The following is a 17,593-nucleotide window of genomic DNA, read 5'->3' as shown; positions in this document are numbered from 1 at the left end:
GAGAGGTGGTGCTTGAGGTGGAGTGGGTAAATTTATGGCGCATGCGGGCCAGCCGATGCGTGGGAGACCAGCGAACTCTGGTCGAGGTCTCCGTCAGGGAAGAAGCAGGCAAACCGCTGGTCCAACGCGGTGCTGGTTTCAGCTTCCAACTGAGCAGCGGCCCGGGACGCAGAAATCATTTCCAGGGGTGGTTCTTCCGTGAGGCACTTTTGCTTCTTGGCCTCAGGCAGCGCAGCGTACACCGGGCAGCGGGTAACAAAGTTGCAGCCCGTGGGTGCATCCAGGGGCGTGGGTAGGTCGCCTTCGAGGATGATGCGCTCACGGTTTCGTTCCACCTCCGGATCCGGTACCGGAATCGCTGACAGGAGAGCGCGGGTGTAAGGGTGCCTGGGATTATCGAACACCCGTCCCACCTCACCAACCTCGACGATCTTGCCCAGGTACATGACTGCCACGCGGTCCGAGATATGCCGAACAACAGCGAGGTCGTGGGCGACCATCAGGTAGCTCAGGCCCAGCTCGGCACGCAGCTTGTCGAGAAGATTGATCACACCCGCCTGGACCGAGACATCCAGCGCGGAGACGGGCTCGTCCAGAACCACGAGCTTCGGATTCACTGCCAGGGCCCGGGCAATGCCAATGCGCTGCCGTTGCCCGCCAGAAAACTGGTTGGGAAAACGATTGACGTGGTCTGGCTGCAGCCCCACCAGGCGCATCAATTCCATAATGCGCTTCTTGATATCCGACTTGCCCATGCCCTGGTTCACCAGCGGTTCAGCAAGGACCTCGTACACAGTGAAACGTGGGTCCAGGGCGCCTGTGGGGTCCTGGAAGACCATCTGCATTTCCTTGCGCATGGCGAACTTTGTCTTGGAGTCAGCAGCCTCCTTGTTGCTAAGACCGCCAATCACCACCTCACCGTCCTGGTCCTTGTGGAATTCCATGATTTCCAGGAGCGTGGTGGTCTTGCCAGAGCCGGACTCCCCCACAATCGCGAAACATTCACCCTCGCGAATATCGAAGCTAAGGCCGTCCACCGCCTTGACGGTTCCGATGCGACGCTTGAGCAGGGCGCCCTTCATCAACGGGAAGTGCTTCTTCACGTCGCGGAGTTCAAGGACCGTCTTGCGGTCCTCCCGCGGTATTCCCGCAAAGTTGGACACCGGCACTGGCGGGGCGTGGAAAATGTCGTGGACGTCGACGTCACCGCCAAGCGCTTCGGCCTTGACGCAGGCGGCCTGGTGGGCGGACGAGCCGGGAACCTTGCGAAGGGGCGGTTCGCCGGTGAGGCATTCCGGGCCAGCGAGTGGGCAACGTGGCGCAAAAGAGCACCCCGTCGGGGTGTGCACCAGGTTCGGCGGCATCCCCTCGATCGGAATCAGTGAGGACTTTTCGGAGATGTCCACCCGTGGCACCGCTCCCAGCAGGCCCATGGTGTAGGGCATCCTGGGGTTGTAGTAGATATCATCCACCACACCTGCCTCGACGGGCTTGCCGGCGTACATCACCAGGATGTCGTCCGCGATGCCAGCCACGACCCCGAGGTCGTGGGTAATCATCACGACGGCGGCACCTGTCTCGTCCTGCGCCTTCTGCAGGACCTCCAGGACCTGCGCCTGAATCGTCACGTCCAGGGCCGTCGTCGGCTCATCCGCAATAAGGACGCGGGGGTTGTTGGCGATGGCGATGGCGATCATGACGCGCTGGCGCATGCCACCAGAAAATTCGTGCGGAAAGGCCTTGAGCCGATCCTTGGGGCTGGGGATTCCCACCATGCCCAGCAGTTCGGCGGCGCGCACCTCTTTTGCCTGCTTGCTCATGGTCGGATTGTGGACTGTGAGAGCCTCGACAATCTGGTTGCCTACGGTGTAGACGGGCGTCAGCGAGGACAGTGGATCCTGGAACACCATGGCGAGTTCTTTGCCGCGGTACTTGCACATCGCCTTGTCACTGAGGCCCAGCAGTTCCTTGCCTTTGAGTAGGACGGAGCCGTTCACCTCAGCAGTTTCCGGCAACAGGCCCATGATGGCCATTGACGTAACAGACTTCCCGGAGCCGGATTCGCCCACAATACCCAGCGTCTTGCCCGGGAGCAGGTCAAAGTCCACACCTCGGACTGCATGCACCACGCCGTTCTCCGAATTGAACCGAACGTTCAGGTCACGGACGGACAGCACTGCATCCCCGGGAGCATGGAGGCCTGCAACGTGGAGGCGCTCAGCAGTGCTTCGTCCTACTGGGCTCGCGGCCACTGCGGAGACGGGGAGTGATTCGCTGGGTTCTGGGGATGTTTCACGACTCATGACGTGCTCTTCTTCTTTTTCTTGGCTTTGCCGACGGAGCTGGAGCTGGGATCAAAGGCGTCCCGTAGGCCATCGTTCATCATGGCCAGGGAGCCGGTCAGGAGGAACATGGCGCCCAGCGGGACCCAGAACATCCAGGGATAGGTCTGGACCTGCGAGGTAGCTCCGCCGATCAGTACGCCCAGGCTGACGTCCGGGACCTTGATGCCGATACCGATGAAGGAAAATGTCACCTCGGCCAGGATTGCGGCTGTCACACCGCGCGTGATGTCCAGGACCAGGAGGGAGCCAATGTTGGGAACGAGGTGCCGCCACACGATCCGGCGGGCCGGTACGCCCATGAACTGCGCTGCCTTAACGAAATCCCGTGACATCAGCGACATGGACATGGAGCGGATCAACCGGGCTGTGCCCATCCAGCTGAAAACCAGCAGGACGATTGTCAGGAGAAGCCAGCTGGGCAGGGCCTGCTTGAAGGAGCCTCCGCCGCCGCCGTTGGTGGCAACAGCTACCACCAGAAGGGCAGGCATCATGATCAGCGCTTCCAGGAAGAACAGCATGACCTTGTCCACCTTGCCACCGAAGTAGGCCATAGTGCAGCCGTAGACAGCCGCCACCAGAACGGAGACCAACCCCACAACAAGTCCAATAAGGATGGAAACGCGGGTGCCCTCCACCATCTGTGCGTAGAGATCAATTCCAGCCTGGGACGTGCCGAAGAAGTGATCCGAGGACGGCGCCATGCCGATACTGAACGGGTCAATCTTGGATTTGTCCCACTCAGTGAAGAACCCTCCAATGAAGGAAAAGATGGTGAGGGCTACAAAGACAATCAGGCCAGCGACGGCAGTCTTGTTACGCAGGAATCGCCGAAGGATGATGGTCGACTTGTTGATGACCACCTCATGGCCTTCTAGATGAGCTTCCTCCGCTACGGCGGCGGGATCAACAGCATTAAGATTTGTCATGCTTACTGCACCCTCACTCTCGGGTCAACCAATGTGGTGGCGAAGTCTGCCAGGATGGCACCGATCGCAAAGATCACAGAGCCGTAGGCCAGGGTGGCCGTGGCTGCATTTACGTCCTGCTGTGAGATGGCGTCGATGCTCCAAGAGCCGACTCCGGGCCACGCGAAGATTTTTTCTGCGAAGAAGCCACCGGCGAAAATTGCCGGGATCGTGAAAGCGATACTTTGGGCCACTGGGATGAAGGAGACCCGCAGTGCATGCCTGCTGATTGCCTGGTTCCGAGTAAGTCCCTTGGCGCGTGCCGTCCGGACAAAGTCCGCGTTCACGTTATCCAAAAGATACTGCCGCTGTGCGATCTGGTAGGAGCCCCAGCCCACCAGGGTGATCGCGATGGTTGGTACCGCATAGTGCGCCACCATATCGACGAATTGCGCCCATCCTGGGTCCATTCCGGGAGTGGAAATGCCTGTCACGAAAAAGACTCGCTTGCCGAGTGTGTCGTTGATGTTGATGGCCGCAAGCTGCACCAGGAAGTAGGCAATCGGCGCGGGGACGATATAGGCCAGGTAGCTGTAGGCCGTGATGGCACGGTCCGAGAACTTGTACTGGCGGGCTGCAGAATAAACACCAAGGGCAACGCCGATCACCAGCGTGAGAATAATCGATGCGAGGAAAAGGCGGGTGGAAATCCACACGCGGTCACCAAATTCAGCGTTGATGAACGCACCGTTGGGGCTTCTGCCCCAATCCCAGCGGGTCACAATGCCCGTGAGCCAGTCAACATAGCGTTCCCAGGGATTGAGCTCAGGATTCAGCCCCTTGAGGCTCAGGGAGTTCACCACCTGCTCCGGCGTGGGACGCGGAATACGCTCCTGTTCCAGCAGGGCTGGCTTGAGGGTACTCACCGCCAGGAGGTATCCAGCTGAAGTGGTCAGGAAGATCATGAAAACGTATGTAATTCCGCGCTTGGCGAGGTACCTGAACATGCCGCTACTTTATGCTCGCCGGAACCTGCTGCTGTGAATGGCCCGTCCCCACGGGGCCAGAATCCAACATTGCCGGCTCGACAGCAGTCAATATGTTCACGAGGTAATTCCTTCCGTCCTCCCCAGCAATGCAGGGGATAGGCTGCACCGCCGGTGGCTGTCCAGCGGGTAGCTGGCCTCCCGCGGCTCTGATGAGCCACATCCTGGTGGACTATGTTGCGGGTCACATTCCAGAGGAAACTACCACATTTGTAGACACCACAATTGAGCGTTCAGCACAAAACGGCCCCACCGACCATCAGATCGTTATGAACAACTGGGTGAAACGTCGTTAACTGGACGTCTGGATTCACCCAGCGTATTCTCAGCCGCCGCTGCCACCAGCCCGGTCACCAACACTTGCCACGATGACTGCAGCGCACGGACCCGCTCTTGGCCGTGTCCGCCAGAATTTTGCAGGACTTCAGCGTCAAAAATTGCCGACAGAAACAGAGCTTGAATATCGGCTTCAGGTACTCCAGCGGCGCCCAGAAGGAACGACAGGTGCCGTCGAACCAGAACCGCAGCAGGAACATCGAGACGGTGGCCTGCAGCCAGGTCCGCAGCCCGGAGAACCTCGCCGAACTCAAGGATGAACGCCATGCGCTCTGCGCCGAAAGCCACAAGCCGCTCCACGGGTGGTGCCCCGGGGCCCAGCGGGGGTGGACCAAAGATATACCGCTTCTGGAATGTTGCCTCCGAGTCGCTGAGCAGTCCGAGCATAAGTCCAGCCTTACCGCCAAAATGCCTTGACACAGTGGCTTTGCCAACACCGGCCCGCAGCGCCACCGCATCCATCGTCACCCGACTCGCCCCCACGTCCCGGATCAGCGCACGGGCCGCTTCGAGGATCGCAAGCCTGTTCCTGGCAGCATCGCGGCGTTCTGGTACGCCCCCCTGCGGTACTGGGGTCATGGGAAGGAGGTTCACCCAGCCATCCTATGGGCCGGGCGGAGTACCTGCGGCCGAGGTGGGAATAATAAACGGACCACGGTCCGTTTAGACTTGGGGAAGCATCGGCGAGCGCACAGACACGCCATCATCAAGGGCTCGCTTAGAGTCCCAACACCAGGAGCACCAATGTCGAAAACCGTCCTTACCCTCGTAGGTAGCCTGCGCGCAGAATCCACCAATCAGAAGCTTGCAGAGGCGATTGCCCTGAACGCGCCGGAACACGTCAGCGTGGTCATCCATGACAGCCTGGGCAACATCCCCTTCTACAACGAAGATATCGATGTCGAAGGCCAGGTCCCCGCGGCGGCAGAAGCCCTGCGCCAGGCGGCCGGTACGGCTGACGCAGTGCTGATGGTGACCCCTGAACACAACGGAACCATCCCGGCTGCACTGAAAAACGCTATTGACTGGCTGTCCCGTCCTTTCGGCGCTGGTGCGCTGACCGGCAAGCCCACCGCCGTCGTCGGGACAGCATTTGGCCAGTTTGGGGGAGTCTGGGCACAGGACGAAACCCGCAAGGCTGCCGGAATTGCCGGTGCGTCAGTGGTTGAGGACATCAAATTGGCAGTTCCCGGTTCATTGGTGCGTTTCGCCGAGATTCACCCCAAGGACGACACCGAAATTGTGGAGCAGATCCCCGGTATCTTCGCCACGCTGCTGAGCCACACACCTGCCGCATAAGGCTTCCGCACCACGCCCCCTGCTACGCCCACGCCCTTTCCACAAGAACCACGGAAGGGGCGTGGTCGTTTAAGCCCACCCCGAAGGGAAAGGACCGACGCCCTTCGCAAAGTGCCGCAGCAAGGCTGACCCCCCAGCAACACGCGACGGCTATGGTGGTGCTGTGAACTCCGATACTGCCGCCGCCACTGATACGTTGCCCGCAGAAGCCGTGGGTGCCCTGGAACGGGCCGCAACCTCCGCTTCCCGCCATGATGCGCTGTTCTCGGAGCGAGCCGCAAACATCAGGCAATCCGCTGTCCGCGATGTTTTCGACATCTCCCTGCGTCCCGGACTGGTGTCCCTGGCCGGTGGAAGTCCCTACCTGCAATCCCTACCGTTGGACCGGCTCGCCGAGACGGCTGCAGGAATAATTTCACATCATGGCCTGACAGCACTGCAGTACGGGGCTGGGCAGGGAACACAGGAGCTTCGGGAGCAGATCTGCGCTGTCATGGCTGCTGAAGGAATCACCGACGCACGTCCGGAGAATGTAGTCGTTACCGCAGGATCCCAGTCCGCCCAGGACGTAGCCACGAAAGTTTTCTGCAACCCAGGCGACGTTGTCCTGGTGGAGGATCCTACCTACGTGGGGGCACTGAACACCTTCGAGGCATACCAGGTCCACGTCGAGACAGTCCCCATGGATGCCAGCGGACTTATTCCCGAGCTGCTTGAGGCAAAGATTGCAGCGCTGCAGGTTGCCGGTAAAACCGTCAATTTCCTGTACACAATCCCAAATTTCAACAATCCCTCTGGGATCAGCATGTCGGCTGGACGCCGCCAGGCCGTCGTCGACATATGCCGCAATGCGAATATTCTTGTTCTTGAAGACAACCCCTATGGACTCCTGACGTTCGACGGCGAACCCCTGGTCCCGCTGCGGGCCAACAATCCCAACGATGTTCTGTACCTGGGCTCGTTCTCGAAGATCCTCGCACCTGGGCTGCGCATCGGTTGGGCCCTTGTCCCCGAGCATCTGCAGCGCAGGTACTATCTCGCGTCCGAGGCTGTGACGCTGTGCCCGCCGCCCCTGAACCAGATGCTCGTTTCCGCCTATTTGAGGGACTATGACTGGCGGGGCCAGATAGAAACATACAGGGGACTCTACGAGGAGCGGTGTGCGGCCATGCTCGCGGCCCTGAGTGCCGAAATGCCGGCAGGCGTCACGTGGACACGGCCGGCTGGCGGGTTCTTCATCTGGGTGACGCTGCCGGATGGCGTGGACACCTACCCTCTTCTGGCGAAGGCGATCGATGCCGGAGTGGTGTTCATTCCGGGAGCCGCTTTCTCGCCGTCGGATGCACCCTCCAACAACCTCCGGCTGGCATTCAGTGCCGTGGACTCCGCGAGCATCTCAGAAGGAATCAAGCGTCTGGCTCCCGTCCTTCAGGAGGCAATCAACGCCAGCGCCCGGCCCGCCCTGTAACGTAGGCCACTCAGGCCTAAGCTCGCACCAAGAAAAGGGAGAACCAAGATGAGTGGAATTGTTGTCGTGGGAGTCGATGGCAGCGTAACCGCCAAGAAAGCTGCGGAGAAGGCACACCACCTCGCCGCAGCGCTGGGCGCGGGGCTGCACGTCATCTCAGCATTCGACAGCGACAGGACAGAGGTGTTCGGCAGCGGAAGCGACAAATGGATCGTCTCAGACGCAGATGGCGCTGAAAACGTAGCTCGCACTGTCGCCGAATCACTGGGTAAAGACGTCAAGGTGACCTACTCTGCGGCCCGCGGTAAGCCGGCCGAGGCACTCATAGCGGAGGCAAGCCGCCTGGAGGCCACGACAATTGTGGTCGGAAACCGCCGCATGCAGGGCCTGGGCCGAGTCCTCGGCAGCGTGGCCAATACAGTCGCCCACAACGCACACTGCGACGTCTACATCGCCAACACCTACGTTACGGACTAAGAGGCTCAGCCCACCCTGTGGGCCCTGAGACACGAACTGCCTGCGACCCACCTGAGGGGACGCAGGCAGTTCTCCTTTAAGGACCGTCGCTGGGCTTAGCCGATTCGACCAAGCAGCAACAGCCACAGCCCTGCCATGAGGGCACCGAGGACAGTACCAGCGATCAACTGGCCCAGCGTGTGCGCCGCAAGGACCAGCCGAGACCACCCCACTGCTGGAATCAGGATAAGTAGCGGCACGCACCAAGGCCCGAACAGGATGATCATGGCAAGCACGGAGAATGTGATGCAGGCTGCATGGCCGCTGATCTTCCAGAAGGGGCTGATCAGGGCAACCGCCAGCACACCAGCGACCACCACCGCGGCGGCCGAGGTGACGCTGGTGGGCGCATCGGCCGCATTCAGCACCACCAGGCCCACCGCTACCGAGGCAATGGCGATCAGGAGGACGGGAAGCCGCTGTTTCCTGTCGCTCACGTGGTGGTCACGCACCCTGCCAAGGCGCACCAGCACCAGTAAGATCCCCAGCGGAATGCCACACACAAAAAAGGCAGCCACGGCACCGTAGCCCAGGGTTCCCGGGAAACCCGGTTCAGCTGCTGGACTCAGGAGAAGGGCCAGGGAGACCACCACGGGTGGCTGAAAGAGTTCCGTCAGGAGGTGCGCAGCCCAGACGCGACGCGATCGTTTCGTTGTGGTGGCATGGGTGTCTGCGCCCTGCTTGGCGGCTGTGTCTGAGGTTCTCACGCCGACCATCTAAGCACGAGGCCCCTACCTGCCGCTGCAAACGCTCCGGCCGCGCTTCAGTCGAGCAGGAGCGCGGGTTCTTCCAGGATGGCTGCAACATCCGCCATGAAGCGGGCAGAGAGGTCTCCGTCCACAACCCGGTGGTCAAAGGAGCCGCCCAAGGTGGTGATCCATCGTGGAATCACCTCGCCATCAAGGACCCAAGGCTTCTGTTTGATGGTGCCAAAAGCCACAATGGCAACTTCACCAGGATTGATGATGGGCGTTCCCGTATCGATACCCAGTGCCCCAATGTTGGTGATGGTCAGCGAGCCACCCCGCATATCGGCAGGTGGGGTCTTCCCGGCCCGCGCAGTGGTCGCCAGATCGTTCAGCGCCAGGGCAAGTTCCTTGAGCGAGAGGTCCTGGGCGTTTTTGATGTTGGGGACCATGAGTCCACGCGGGGTTGCGGCGGCGATGCCCAGGTTCATGAAGTGCTTCACCTGGATCTCGGCACCGTCTGGAGTGTCAACCCAGCTGGCGTTCACGCTTGGATTCCTGGCAGCTGCCCAGACCACCGCTTTGGACAGAATGAGCAGTGGCGAGACCCTGATGCCCTCAAAGTCACGGGAGGCCTTGAGCCGTTTGACGAATTCCATGGTCCGGCTGGCGTCCACATCAACAAAAATACTCACGTGGGGAGCTGAAAAGGAAGACTCCACCATGGCTTTTGCAGTGGCTTTGCGAACGCCCTTGACGGGGATACGTTCCACCCGCTGGTCCTGCGGTTTACCCGTCTTGCCCCAGAATCCGTCGGCGCGATCCAGCTCGGCGTCCCGCTGCGACTGGTAGCTGACCAGATCTTCCCTGGTTACTTCGCCGCGCAGGCCCGTAGCAACTACATCGGCCAGGTCAATGCCCAGGTCCTTTGCAATCTTGCGAACTGGTGGTTTGGCCAGTACGCGATTGACCAGCCCAGAAATGGTTCCCGCTATGAAGGCCGGGCCACCCTGGGTTGCCGGCACGGTTGGGGACGGAAGATCCACAGGCACTGCTGCTGCGGGCGGGGCGACGTCGGTGGACGTGTCCTGCATGGCGCTGGCTGCAGGTATGGCAACGCTCTCGGTGGGTGCTGATGGAATATTCCTGCGCGGTCGGCGTTTGACGGCGTCAGCTTTTGGACCCGAACCCACCAGCGGGTTCATAACGGGGGCCTCAGGATCAGTACTCCCGGGGCCACCATCATCTTCGGTTAGGGTGCCGTACAGCGGCTGTTCTACGGGCGACGCCGAGGCAACCGCTGGTGCCAGATCAGGCATTGCCGGTGACGCATCGTCCAGCGCGCCTTCAGAAACGCTAATGATGGCGGTGCCCACGTCAATGGTGACGCCCTCCGTGACCAGCAGTTCGTGGACTGTCCCGGCGTAGGGCGAGGGCAGCTCTACCAGGGACTTGGCGGTCTCAATTTCGCACAGGATGTCGTTGATGGCAACAGTGTCGCCGGCCTTTACTTTCCACGAGACGATTTCGGCCTCCGTGAGACCCTCACCGACGTCCGGGAGGGTGAATTTCTTCAGTGTCATGGTGTCCTCGTCAGTAGGCGAACGCGCTGTCCAGCGCTTCAAGGATGCGGTCGATGTCAGGAAGGTAGTCTTCCTCCACCTTTGCTACGGGATACGGCATGTGGAAACCACCGACCCGAATGACGGGAGCTTCCAGTGAATGGAAAGCCCGCTCGCTGATACGCGCGGCAATCTCACCTCCGATGCCGCCGAATGTTGGCGCTTCGTGGGCTATGACAAGGCGGCCGGTCTTCTTCACCGAGGCAGTCACGGTGTCAAAATCGATCGGCGAGATAGACCTGAGGTCAATCACCTCGACAGTCCGCCAGTCCTCGGCCGCAGCGTTGGCGGCAGCGAGCGCTACGGGAACCAGTGGCCCGTAGGCAACAACTGTGGCGTCGGTCCCTGCACGAAGAACCTGAGCTTTGAAAGGGTCGGCCGCCGTCCCGGGATTCTCCGTATCGACCTCTCCCTTAAGCCAGTAACGCCGCTTCGGTTCAAAGAAAATAACCGGGTCCTGGCAGTCGACTGCCTGCTGGATCATCCAGAAGGCGTCGTGGGCATTGGAAGGGGTGATGATGCGCAGACCTGCAGTATGGGCGAACAGCGCTTCTGGGGACTCCGAATGATGCTCAATCGAGCCAATACCTCCGCCATACGGAATGCGAATGACAACCGGAACGTTCAGCTTGCCGCTGCTACGGGAGTGCATCTTGGCCAACTGGGTAGTGATCTGGTTGAAGCCGGGGAAAACAAAACCATCAAACTGGATCTCGCACACCGGCCGATACCCTCGCAGCGCAAGGCCAATAGCAGTGCCAATGATGCCCGATTCTGCCAGCGGTGTATCAACTACGCGGCGGGGACCAAATTCCTTGATCAGCCCATCCGTCACGCGGTACACACCACCCAGCGGGCCGATGTCCTCCCCCATAAGCAGTGACTTCGGGTTGTTGCCCAGCGTGGCTCGCAGGCCTTCATTGATGGCTTTGGCAATGGTCATGGTGGTCATTAGCGGCCTGCCTCGCTTTCCGCTTCATCAGCAAATCCTGCACTGTACTGCTCAAACCAGGCGAGTTCCTCAGCCACCAGGGGGTGAGCTTCAGCGTAGACGTTGGCAAATGACTCCCGGATGTCCGGTGCCTGGAGATCGTAGGCCGTCTTCCGCACGTATGCTGCAAGATCCGCACCGTCAGCGGCGACCTGCTCGAAGAAATCCTCGTCGGCAAGTCCTTCGGCGCGGAGGTATTTCTCCAACCGCTCCAGCGGATCCCGCGCACGCCAGCTCGCCTCTTCGGCGGATTCCCGGTACTTGGTGGGGTCATCGGCAGTGGTGTGCGCTCCCACCCGGTAGGTGAATGCTTCTATCAACACTGGCCCGTTGCCGTTCCGTGCATGGTCCAGCGCCCACTCGGTAACGGCGTGCACGGCAAGAATGTCGTTCCCGTCCACGCGAATTCCTGGGAAACCGTATCCGGCCGCCCGCTGCGAAAGTGGCACCTTGGACTGCACACTGCTAGGGACCGAAATGGCCCACTGGTTGTTCTGGCAGAAGAACACCACAGGAGCGCTGAAGGACGATGCAAAAATCATCGATTCGTGAACATCACCTTCGGAGCTGGCGCCGTCGCCGAAGTAAGCAATCACGGCGGCCGCAGGCTCTGCCGGCTCACCGCCTGAGGCAGCAGTGGCCTCAAGGGCAGCTTCCTGGTCCCGTTGTATTCCCATCGCATACCCCACTGCATGGAGGGTCTGTGCCGCCAGAACCAATGTATAGAGATGGAAATTTGTCTCCTTGGGGTCCCACCCTCCGTTGGAAACTCCTCGGAACTGGCGGAGCAGTTCAGCCAGGTCAACGTTGCGTGTGTACGCTACTCCGTGCTCGCGGTACGTAGGGAACAGGTAGTCCTGGGGTTTGCTGGCCCGTCCCGAACCAATCTGCGCAGCTTCCTGTCCGGTCATGGGGACCCACAGCGCCAGCTGGCCCTGGCGTTGCAGTGCAGTGGCTTCCTGATCAAAGCGACGGATGGCAGCCATGTCCGCATAGAAACCGCGGAGGGTTTCCGGATTCAGGCGCTCAGCGTAGCGGGAAAACTGCTGGTCCACCCTGAGCTTCCCGTCGGCGTCCAGGAGTTGGACCATCGCAGCTCCTGTCCCCGCTGCCACCGCCTCAGCCGGGTAGTCCTGGTCCAGATTGTTTCCATCGAACTCGGTGGAGGGCAGATGTGTGGCGCCCATACCGTCTCCTTGCTTGCCGCACACGCGAGCGGTGCACTAATCGCTGGGATATATGCCTGAAGAGGAATATATTCCAGATCGCACATATATGGCTTACAGCTCCTTACTTTATCGTCAGTAAGGTAAGAAAACGCCACATGTTAAGCGCTAGGATCCCTGCGGCACCTTTGTATAGTTCGCACACAAGTCAAGGAAACGGGAGTTCGCTTCCACCTCTCCGATACTCACCCGGACCCCCTCACCCTTGAATGCCCGAACAGACAAGGCTTCCCGTCCCGCCAGTGCTGCGAACTCCTCGCTGTCTGCACCAAAATTGAGCCAGACAAAGTTCCCCTGCGATTGGGGCACAAACCAGTTAAGCGCCCGCAACCCAGCAACCACGCGCTCGCGCTCATCGACCAGGCTTTGTACCCTTTCTACAATCTGGTCAAAATTCTCCAGGGAGACGACGGCGGCCTCCTCAGCGATTTGGGACACCGCAAATGGCGTAGCCGTTACTCTCAGGTGCTGCGTGAGTTCCTGCTGGGCAACACTGAATCCCACCCGAAGACCAGCGAGGCCATAGGCTTTCGAGAAAGTCCGCAATACCGCGACATTGGGGAACTGGCGGTACATCTGCAGTCCATCCACAGCGTCAGGAACCCTGACAAACTCTTGATAGGCCTCATCGATGACCACCACAACATCGGAAGGAACCTGTCGCAGGAAGTCCTCCGCCTGCCCGGCAGTCAGCACGGGACCTGTTGGATTGTTGGGAGTGCACAGCAGGATCACGCGGGTCTTCGGCGTGATGGCCGCCGCCATGGCAGCAAGATCGTGGCTGCCGTCCGCACGGACAGGCACCTGGACACTGCGGGCTCCGACCAGTCCGACGCTAATGGGATAGGCCTCGAAGGATCGCCAGGCGTAGATGACCTCATCCGGAACTCCATCCTCATCCTGTCCGGCGAACGTGGAAAGCACCTGGTTGAGGGCGCCCAGGCTTCCAGCTCCGGTAACAATGTCCTCGGCAGGAACCTTGAGGAACTCCGCGAGTACTGCCCGGAGCCGGGAACTCAGCGGGTCCGGGTACCTGTTGAAGTCTGTCCGGCTTGCAATTGCAGCAAGAACTGCCGGCAGCGGGGGAAGCGGGTTTTCATTGGATGAAAGTTTGTAGCTGTCAAGGCCGTCGACACTGACGGGGGGCTTTCCGGCCGCGTAGCGTGGAAGCCGGTCCACTACGGCGCGTGGCCGCACCCCAGGAGCGGGATTCGAAGAAGAAGTCATGCGCCCAGCCTACGTCCACGGCACAGACTCAGCCGGGCAACCTATGCGACCATGGGCCAATGAGCTCCTTCATTCTTCGAGTTGTGATCAATGCCCTGGCCCTGTGGGTTGCCACGTGGCTGCTGCCTGGGATGACCATAGCCGCCACTTCCGCTTCTGGCGTGGCCGCACGAGCGGGAGCCGGCAACGGGGCTGACGCGGTGGGGTCCATTCTGGCCTTTCTCTTTGTTGGACTGATTTTCGGTGTGATCAATGCCTTTGTCAGACCGTTGGTCAGCCTCCTTTCCCTTCCCATCACCATCCTCACCCTCGGCCTGTTCACCATCGTCATCAATGCGGCCATGCTGTACCTCACGGCATGGCTCAGCAGCTTTACGCCGGTCGTCTTCTCCATAGACTCGTTCTGGTGGACAGCAGTATTGGCAGCGATCATCACCTCCCTGGTCTCGATGGTTGCCAGCGGACTGACCGGAAGCCGCCGCTAGCGACGACCCATCCGCATGCGTTCCTGTTTCTGCCTGTCTGCACTGTCCTCGCCACCCTTTTCCGCGGGACCGGCCTTACCCCCATCTGTACCCAGTGAAATTGCCGGGGCACGTGGCGGCACGTTCGGTGAAGCACCACCTACCATGGAAGTGGCCGGGGCCCTTGTCATGGTGAATCGGACTGCCGTGGCAGTCCCACCCGTCCCGAGAATGCCTGTCAGCGCTCCCCTTGAGGCCACCAGCGAGGGATCTTGGCTTTGGTCGACCTTCTCGGCTCCAGCGACATAGGAATCCAGCCTGTGCCCAGGCCCCAATCCCAAGCCCTGTCCCGCGGGGGTCGCCACCGGATCCGTCAGCGTGACAGTGACCTGGTTGCGGGCGTCCCTGTTGGGAGTGCCGTCGCTGCCGGGTACCCAGTCCTGACGATGTTCCAGGCTCAGCGATTCGACCCCGGGCCGAAGCTGGACATCGCCCACCGGGGATCCAGCGGTCAGGACGTAGCGCAGATCAAAATCCGCAAGGAAGTCATCGTTCTGCGCAAGATTCATCGCGTGGATTCCACCCTGGCTGTAACCGACTGCAACAACAGGGTCCCCAGCAACAGCACCAGCTTCTGTGAGGGCCGCATGGACTGCCGCGGTAGTTTCAGGCGAACCAAATCCCAGCGCTTCCGCTATGCCGGCCACGTCAAACGGGTTGCTGCCGCCAAGGGGAGCTGAGTTCTGCGTTCCCGGGATAACCACCACATAGGCCGGTGAACCTGAGCCGCTGCCTGCCAGCCGCACTACCTCAACCGTAGGGTCTGGCAGGTCTTCAAGTAGTTGAACACGTTTTAATAGGCCCGCTGGGGTGGGCACCAATGTCATGACCTGCGGCGCCCCCGCCTCGGCAGATATGGGACGCGGCGCCAGCTGCGGATGAGCGTCGGCAATGGCGGCCACCAGGGGACGGATCGCACCGAAACGTCGACCCAACACCAAATCCGCAGCAATCAGGGCGGCAAACTTTCCCGGCGCAATGCCCAGCAACAGCCCGGCAGTTAGTGGCGCAGTGCCCAGGGTGGACTCCACTTGGTCCAGACCTGGCGGCCACTGGAAGAACGCGGAGCCCGTGCCAGGCTCCGGGCCAAGTCCAACAGCCCGAAGCAGCGCCGCCTTCTGCTCTGCCGCCTGGTAGTCCAGCATGGAACGCCGCACCCCGCTGCCGAGGACCTGAAAGGACACTCGAACGGCGTACAGAGCACCCAGCGCACTGTCCATGCTGTCCAGAGCCGCGGCTCCGGTGTTCCAGGGGTCATTCCGCAGGTCCCACAGGGCGGTCCGGATGCTCTGGAGTTCCCTCTCACTGTCTTCTAGCTGCTCCGCCAACAGGTCCAACTTTTCGGCACCTCCCAGGAGCTCTTCCAGCGAAAAAGCTATGCCACCGACCCCGCCCCTGACGACAAAATGCTCATTGCCTGATGGTTGGGGCACTACCCAGAGATCAGGTGCTGCCCCAACCATCAGCTGTCGCCCGGCCACAGCGAGAAGGGTACCTGTACCTGGCTAACCGATGCCGCGAGAGCGTGGAGTGAGATGGCCGTTCGCGCATTCTCCAGTCCGCCCACGGCCCGCTGCAGCTCCAGCGAGCGCTCGTAAACCGCTGCCCGGTAGGCATGTCCCGCGGGAGACTGCCACTGCAGCAACTGGATCTGATGCAGCGCGGACAGTGCATCACGCACCTGGCAGAGGCAACGCTCAACACGAAGACCGATTTGCTCAATGTCGTAGGCGCGCGAGGTACAGGCCGCCCATTCCACGTCCCCTCCGTCCACAATCCGCCCTCTCTTGCCTTGACCTTACTGACCTTTACCCTAGGAGCGCTGGTACCTTCTGGTCTTGGCTGAGCTGACGTATGTGGACAACCCACGGAGATTTCCGCGTCACAGCGCAGCAAACTTTCCGGCGCACGTGGCAGTTCGTGAAAGAATCAAGGCATGCCTGAAATCTCCGCAACCACAGACTCCCGCACGCCCTCTGGACGCCTCGCCTTGGCGGCCGCGCAGACTCAGATTGCGCTGGGCCCCCTCGATGGTCGGTACCAGGGCGCGGTCGCGCCTTTGGTGGATTACCTCTCCGAGGCTGCCCTCAATCGAGACCGCGTTGCAGTGGAAGTTGAGTGGCTCATTCACCTGACCAGCAACAGCGTGCTCCCCGGCGCTGGACCCCTGACAGCAGAGCAGCAGCAGCAGCTCCGGGCTATTGTGACCGAGTTTGATGCCGAATCAGTCCGGGAACTCGCGGAGATCGAGGCCGTAACGGTCCACGACGTCAAAGCCGTGGAGTACTACATTGGCCGCCGGCTGGAAAGCATCGGCATTGCCGACCTCACGGCGATGGTGCATTTTGGCTGCACGTCAGAAGATATCAACAACCTTTCGTACGCCGTGGGCATCAAGGGCGCGGTGGAGGATGTCTGGCTGCCTGCCGCCCGTGCCCTGGTGGCCCAAATTTCGGCCATGGCAACCGAAAACCGCAACGTTCCCATGTTGTCCCGCACGCACGGACAGCCTGCCACGCCCACCACCCTGGGCAAAGAGCTAGCAGTTTCCGCTCACAGGCTGACCCGTCAGCTAGACCGGATTTCGAAAACCGATTTCCTCGGGAAAATCAATGGCGCCACGGGCACCTACGCAGCGCATGTGGCCTCGGTTCCCAGCGCAGACTGGCAGCAGGTTGCCAAAGCGTTTGTGGAAGGGCTGGGGCTTACCTGGAATCCTCTGACCACCCAGATCGAGAGCCACGACTGGCAAGCAGAACTCTATGCCGACGTCGCACGCTTCAACCGCATCCTCCACAACGTCTGCACGGACGTCTGGAGCTATATCTCGATCGGCTACTTCGCACAGATCCCCGTAGCGGGGGCAACCGGGTCATCCACCATGCCGCATAAGGTCAACCCCATCCGGTTCGAAAACGCCGAAGCAAACCTGGAAATCTCATCCGGCCTGCTCGATGTCTTGGCATCAACCCTGGTGACGTCGCGATGGCAGCGCGACCTCACGGATTCCTCCAGCCAGCGGAATATCGGCGTTGCTTTCGGCCATTCACTACTCGCCATTTCCAACGTGGTGAAGGGGCTGGACCGTCTGGACGTTGCTGAGGAAATCTTGGCAGCTGACCTCGATACGAACTGGGAGGTGCTTGGCGAGGCAATCCAGATGGTAATGCGCGCCGAAGCGATTGCTGGCGTCGAGGGCATGGAAAACCCGTACGAACGGCTCAAGGACCTGACCCGGGGCCAGCGTGTTGACGCCACGCGCATGCGGGAGTTCGTCCAGAGCCTCGGTCTCTCGCCCGACGCCGAATCCCGGCTCCTCGCGCTGACCCCTGGCCGATACACCGGAATTGCAAACGAACTGGTGGATCACCTCTCGTAGCGCACCATCCGGTTTCACCGCAC

General features: G+C 60.8%; 16 protein-coding genes. 5 read left to right on the top strand and 11 right to left on the bottom strand.

What is annotated here, in order from left to right; genetic code table 11:
* Window positions 1–32: 32 nt before the first annotated feature.
* The 4 genes from QMG79_RS10995 to QMG79_RS10980 all read right to left on the bottom strand — a co-directional run bounded on the left by QMG79_RS10995 (window position 33) and on the right by QMG79_RS10980 (window position 5,226).
* The gene (locus tag QMG79_RS10995) at window positions 33–2,303 is read right to left on the bottom strand and encodes a dipeptide ABC transporter ATP-binding protein (RefSeq protein WP_283538626.1); all 2,271 of its coding nucleotides are present in this window, start codon (window positions 2,301–2,303) and stop codon (window positions 33–35) included.
* Complete coding sequence (locus QMG79_RS10990; RefSeq protein ID WP_283538625.1) at window positions 2,300–3,271, bottom strand: ABC transporter permease; 972 nt, start codon at window positions 3,269–3,271, stop codon at window positions 2,300–2,302. The genes QMG79_RS10995 and QMG79_RS10990 overlap by 4 nt, the downstream gene beginning before the upstream one ends.
* Window positions 3,272–3,273: 2 nt before the next feature.
* Window positions 3,274–4,257, bottom strand: coding sequence for an ABC transporter permease (locus QMG79_RS10985; RefSeq protein ID WP_283538624.1), 984 nt, complete (start codon window positions 4,255–4,257; stop codon window positions 3,274–3,276).
* 306 nt (window positions 4,258–4,563) lie between these two features.
* Window positions 4,564–5,226, bottom strand: a complete 663-nt coding sequence (locus tag QMG79_RS10980; protein WP_283538623.1) for a TetR/AcrR family transcriptional regulator — start codon at window positions 5,224–5,226, stop codon at window positions 4,564–4,566.
* A gap of 150 nt (window positions 5,227–5,376) precedes the next feature.
* Here QMG79_RS10980 and QMG79_RS10975 point away from each other — a divergent pair, with 150 nt between their 5' ends.
* The 3 genes from QMG79_RS10975 (at window position 5,377) to QMG79_RS10965 (ending at window position 7,876) form a co-directional block, all read left to right on the top strand.
* The gene (locus QMG79_RS10975) at window positions 5,377–5,931 is read left to right on the top strand and encodes an NAD(P)H-dependent oxidoreductase (protein ID WP_283538622.1); all 555 of its coding nucleotides are present in this window, start codon (window positions 5,377–5,379) and stop codon (window positions 5,929–5,931) included.
* 163 nt (window positions 5,932–6,094) lie between these two features.
* On the top strand, window positions 6,095–7,399 hold the full coding sequence (locus QMG79_RS10970; RefSeq protein WP_283538621.1) for an aminotransferase-like domain-containing protein: 1,305 nt from the start codon (window positions 6,095–6,097) through the stop codon (window positions 7,397–7,399).
* A gap of 48 nt (window positions 7,400–7,447) precedes the next feature.
* Window positions 7,448–7,876, top strand: a complete 429-nt coding sequence (locus QMG79_RS10965) for a universal stress protein (RefSeq protein ID WP_283538620.1) — start codon at window positions 7,448–7,450, stop codon at window positions 7,874–7,876.
* A gap of 95 nt (window positions 7,877–7,971) precedes the next feature.
* On the opposite strand, the gene QMG79_RS10960 is transcribed toward QMG79_RS10965, so the two are convergent.
* The 5 genes from QMG79_RS10960 to QMG79_RS10940 form a co-directional block, all read right to left on the bottom strand.
* The gene (locus QMG79_RS10960; protein WP_283538619.1) at window positions 7,972–8,622 is read right to left on the bottom strand and encodes a phosphatase PAP2 family protein; all 651 of its coding nucleotides are present in this window, start codon (window positions 8,620–8,622) and stop codon (window positions 7,972–7,974) included.
* Between the two features lie 56 nt (window positions 8,623–8,678).
* Window positions 8,679–10,184 carry a dihydrolipoamide acetyltransferase family protein gene (locus tag QMG79_RS10955; protein WP_283538618.1) on the bottom strand — a complete coding sequence of 502 codons (1,506 nt, stop codon included), beginning with the start codon at window positions 10,182–10,184 and terminating at the stop codon, window positions 8,679–8,681.
* Window positions 10,185–10,194: 10 nt separating this feature from the next.
* Window positions 10,195–11,175 (bottom strand): alpha-ketoacid dehydrogenase subunit beta, encoded by a 981-nt coding sequence (locus tag QMG79_RS10950; RefSeq protein WP_283538617.1) that lies wholly within the window; start codon window positions 11,173–11,175, stop codon window positions 10,195–10,197.
* Window positions 11,175–12,401: a pyruvate dehydrogenase (acetyl-transferring) E1 component subunit alpha gene (pdhA, locus tag QMG79_RS10945; RefSeq protein WP_283538616.1), complete on the bottom strand. Its 1,227-nt coding sequence runs from the start codon at window positions 12,399–12,401 to the stop codon at window positions 11,175–11,177. The genes QMG79_RS10950 and pdhA overlap by 1 nt, the downstream gene beginning before the upstream one ends.
* 147 nt (window positions 12,402–12,548) lie before the next feature.
* Window positions 12,549–13,667 carry a histidinol-phosphate transaminase gene (locus QMG79_RS10940; protein WP_283538615.1) on the bottom strand — a complete coding sequence of 373 codons (1,119 nt, stop codon included), beginning with the start codon at window positions 13,665–13,667 and terminating at the stop codon, window positions 12,549–12,551.
* Window positions 13,668–13,726: 59 nt separating this feature from the next.
* On the opposite strand from QMG79_RS10940, the gene QMG79_RS10935 reads away from it, so the two are divergent.
* Window positions 13,727–14,152, top strand: a complete 426-nt coding sequence (locus QMG79_RS10935; RefSeq protein ID WP_283538614.1) for a phage holin family protein — start codon at window positions 13,727–13,729, stop codon at window positions 14,150–14,152.
* On the opposite strand, the gene QMG79_RS10930 is transcribed toward QMG79_RS10935, so the two are convergent.
* Window positions 14,149–15,672 (bottom strand): alpha/beta hydrolase family protein, encoded by a 1,524-nt coding sequence (locus QMG79_RS10930; protein WP_283538613.1) that lies wholly within the window; start codon window positions 15,670–15,672, stop codon window positions 14,149–14,151. The two genes, QMG79_RS10935 and QMG79_RS10930, sit on opposite strands and share 4 nt — an antisense overlap.
* Window positions 15,654–15,965, bottom strand: a complete 312-nt coding sequence (locus tag QMG79_RS10925; protein WP_283538612.1) for a hypothetical protein — start codon at window positions 15,963–15,965, stop codon at window positions 15,654–15,656. Before QMG79_RS10925 ends, QMG79_RS10930 begins: the two co-directional genes overlap by 19 nt.
* A gap of 162 nt (window positions 15,966–16,127) precedes the next feature.
* Between QMG79_RS10925 and purB the strand changes: the two genes are divergently transcribed.
* Window positions 16,128–17,570: an adenylosuccinate lyase gene (gene purB, locus QMG79_RS10920; RefSeq protein ID WP_283538611.1), complete on the top strand. Its 1,443-nt coding sequence runs from the start codon at window positions 16,128–16,130 to the stop codon at window positions 17,568–17,570.
* The last annotated feature ends 23 nt before the right edge of the window (window positions 17,571–17,593 follow it).

The organism is Pseudarthrobacter sp. PS3-L1 (assembly GCF_030063285.1).
GTDB lineage: Bacteria > Actinomycetota > Actinomycetes > Actinomycetales > Micrococcaceae > Arthrobacter.
This window is presented reverse-complemented; position numbering and strand designations above follow the sequence as displayed.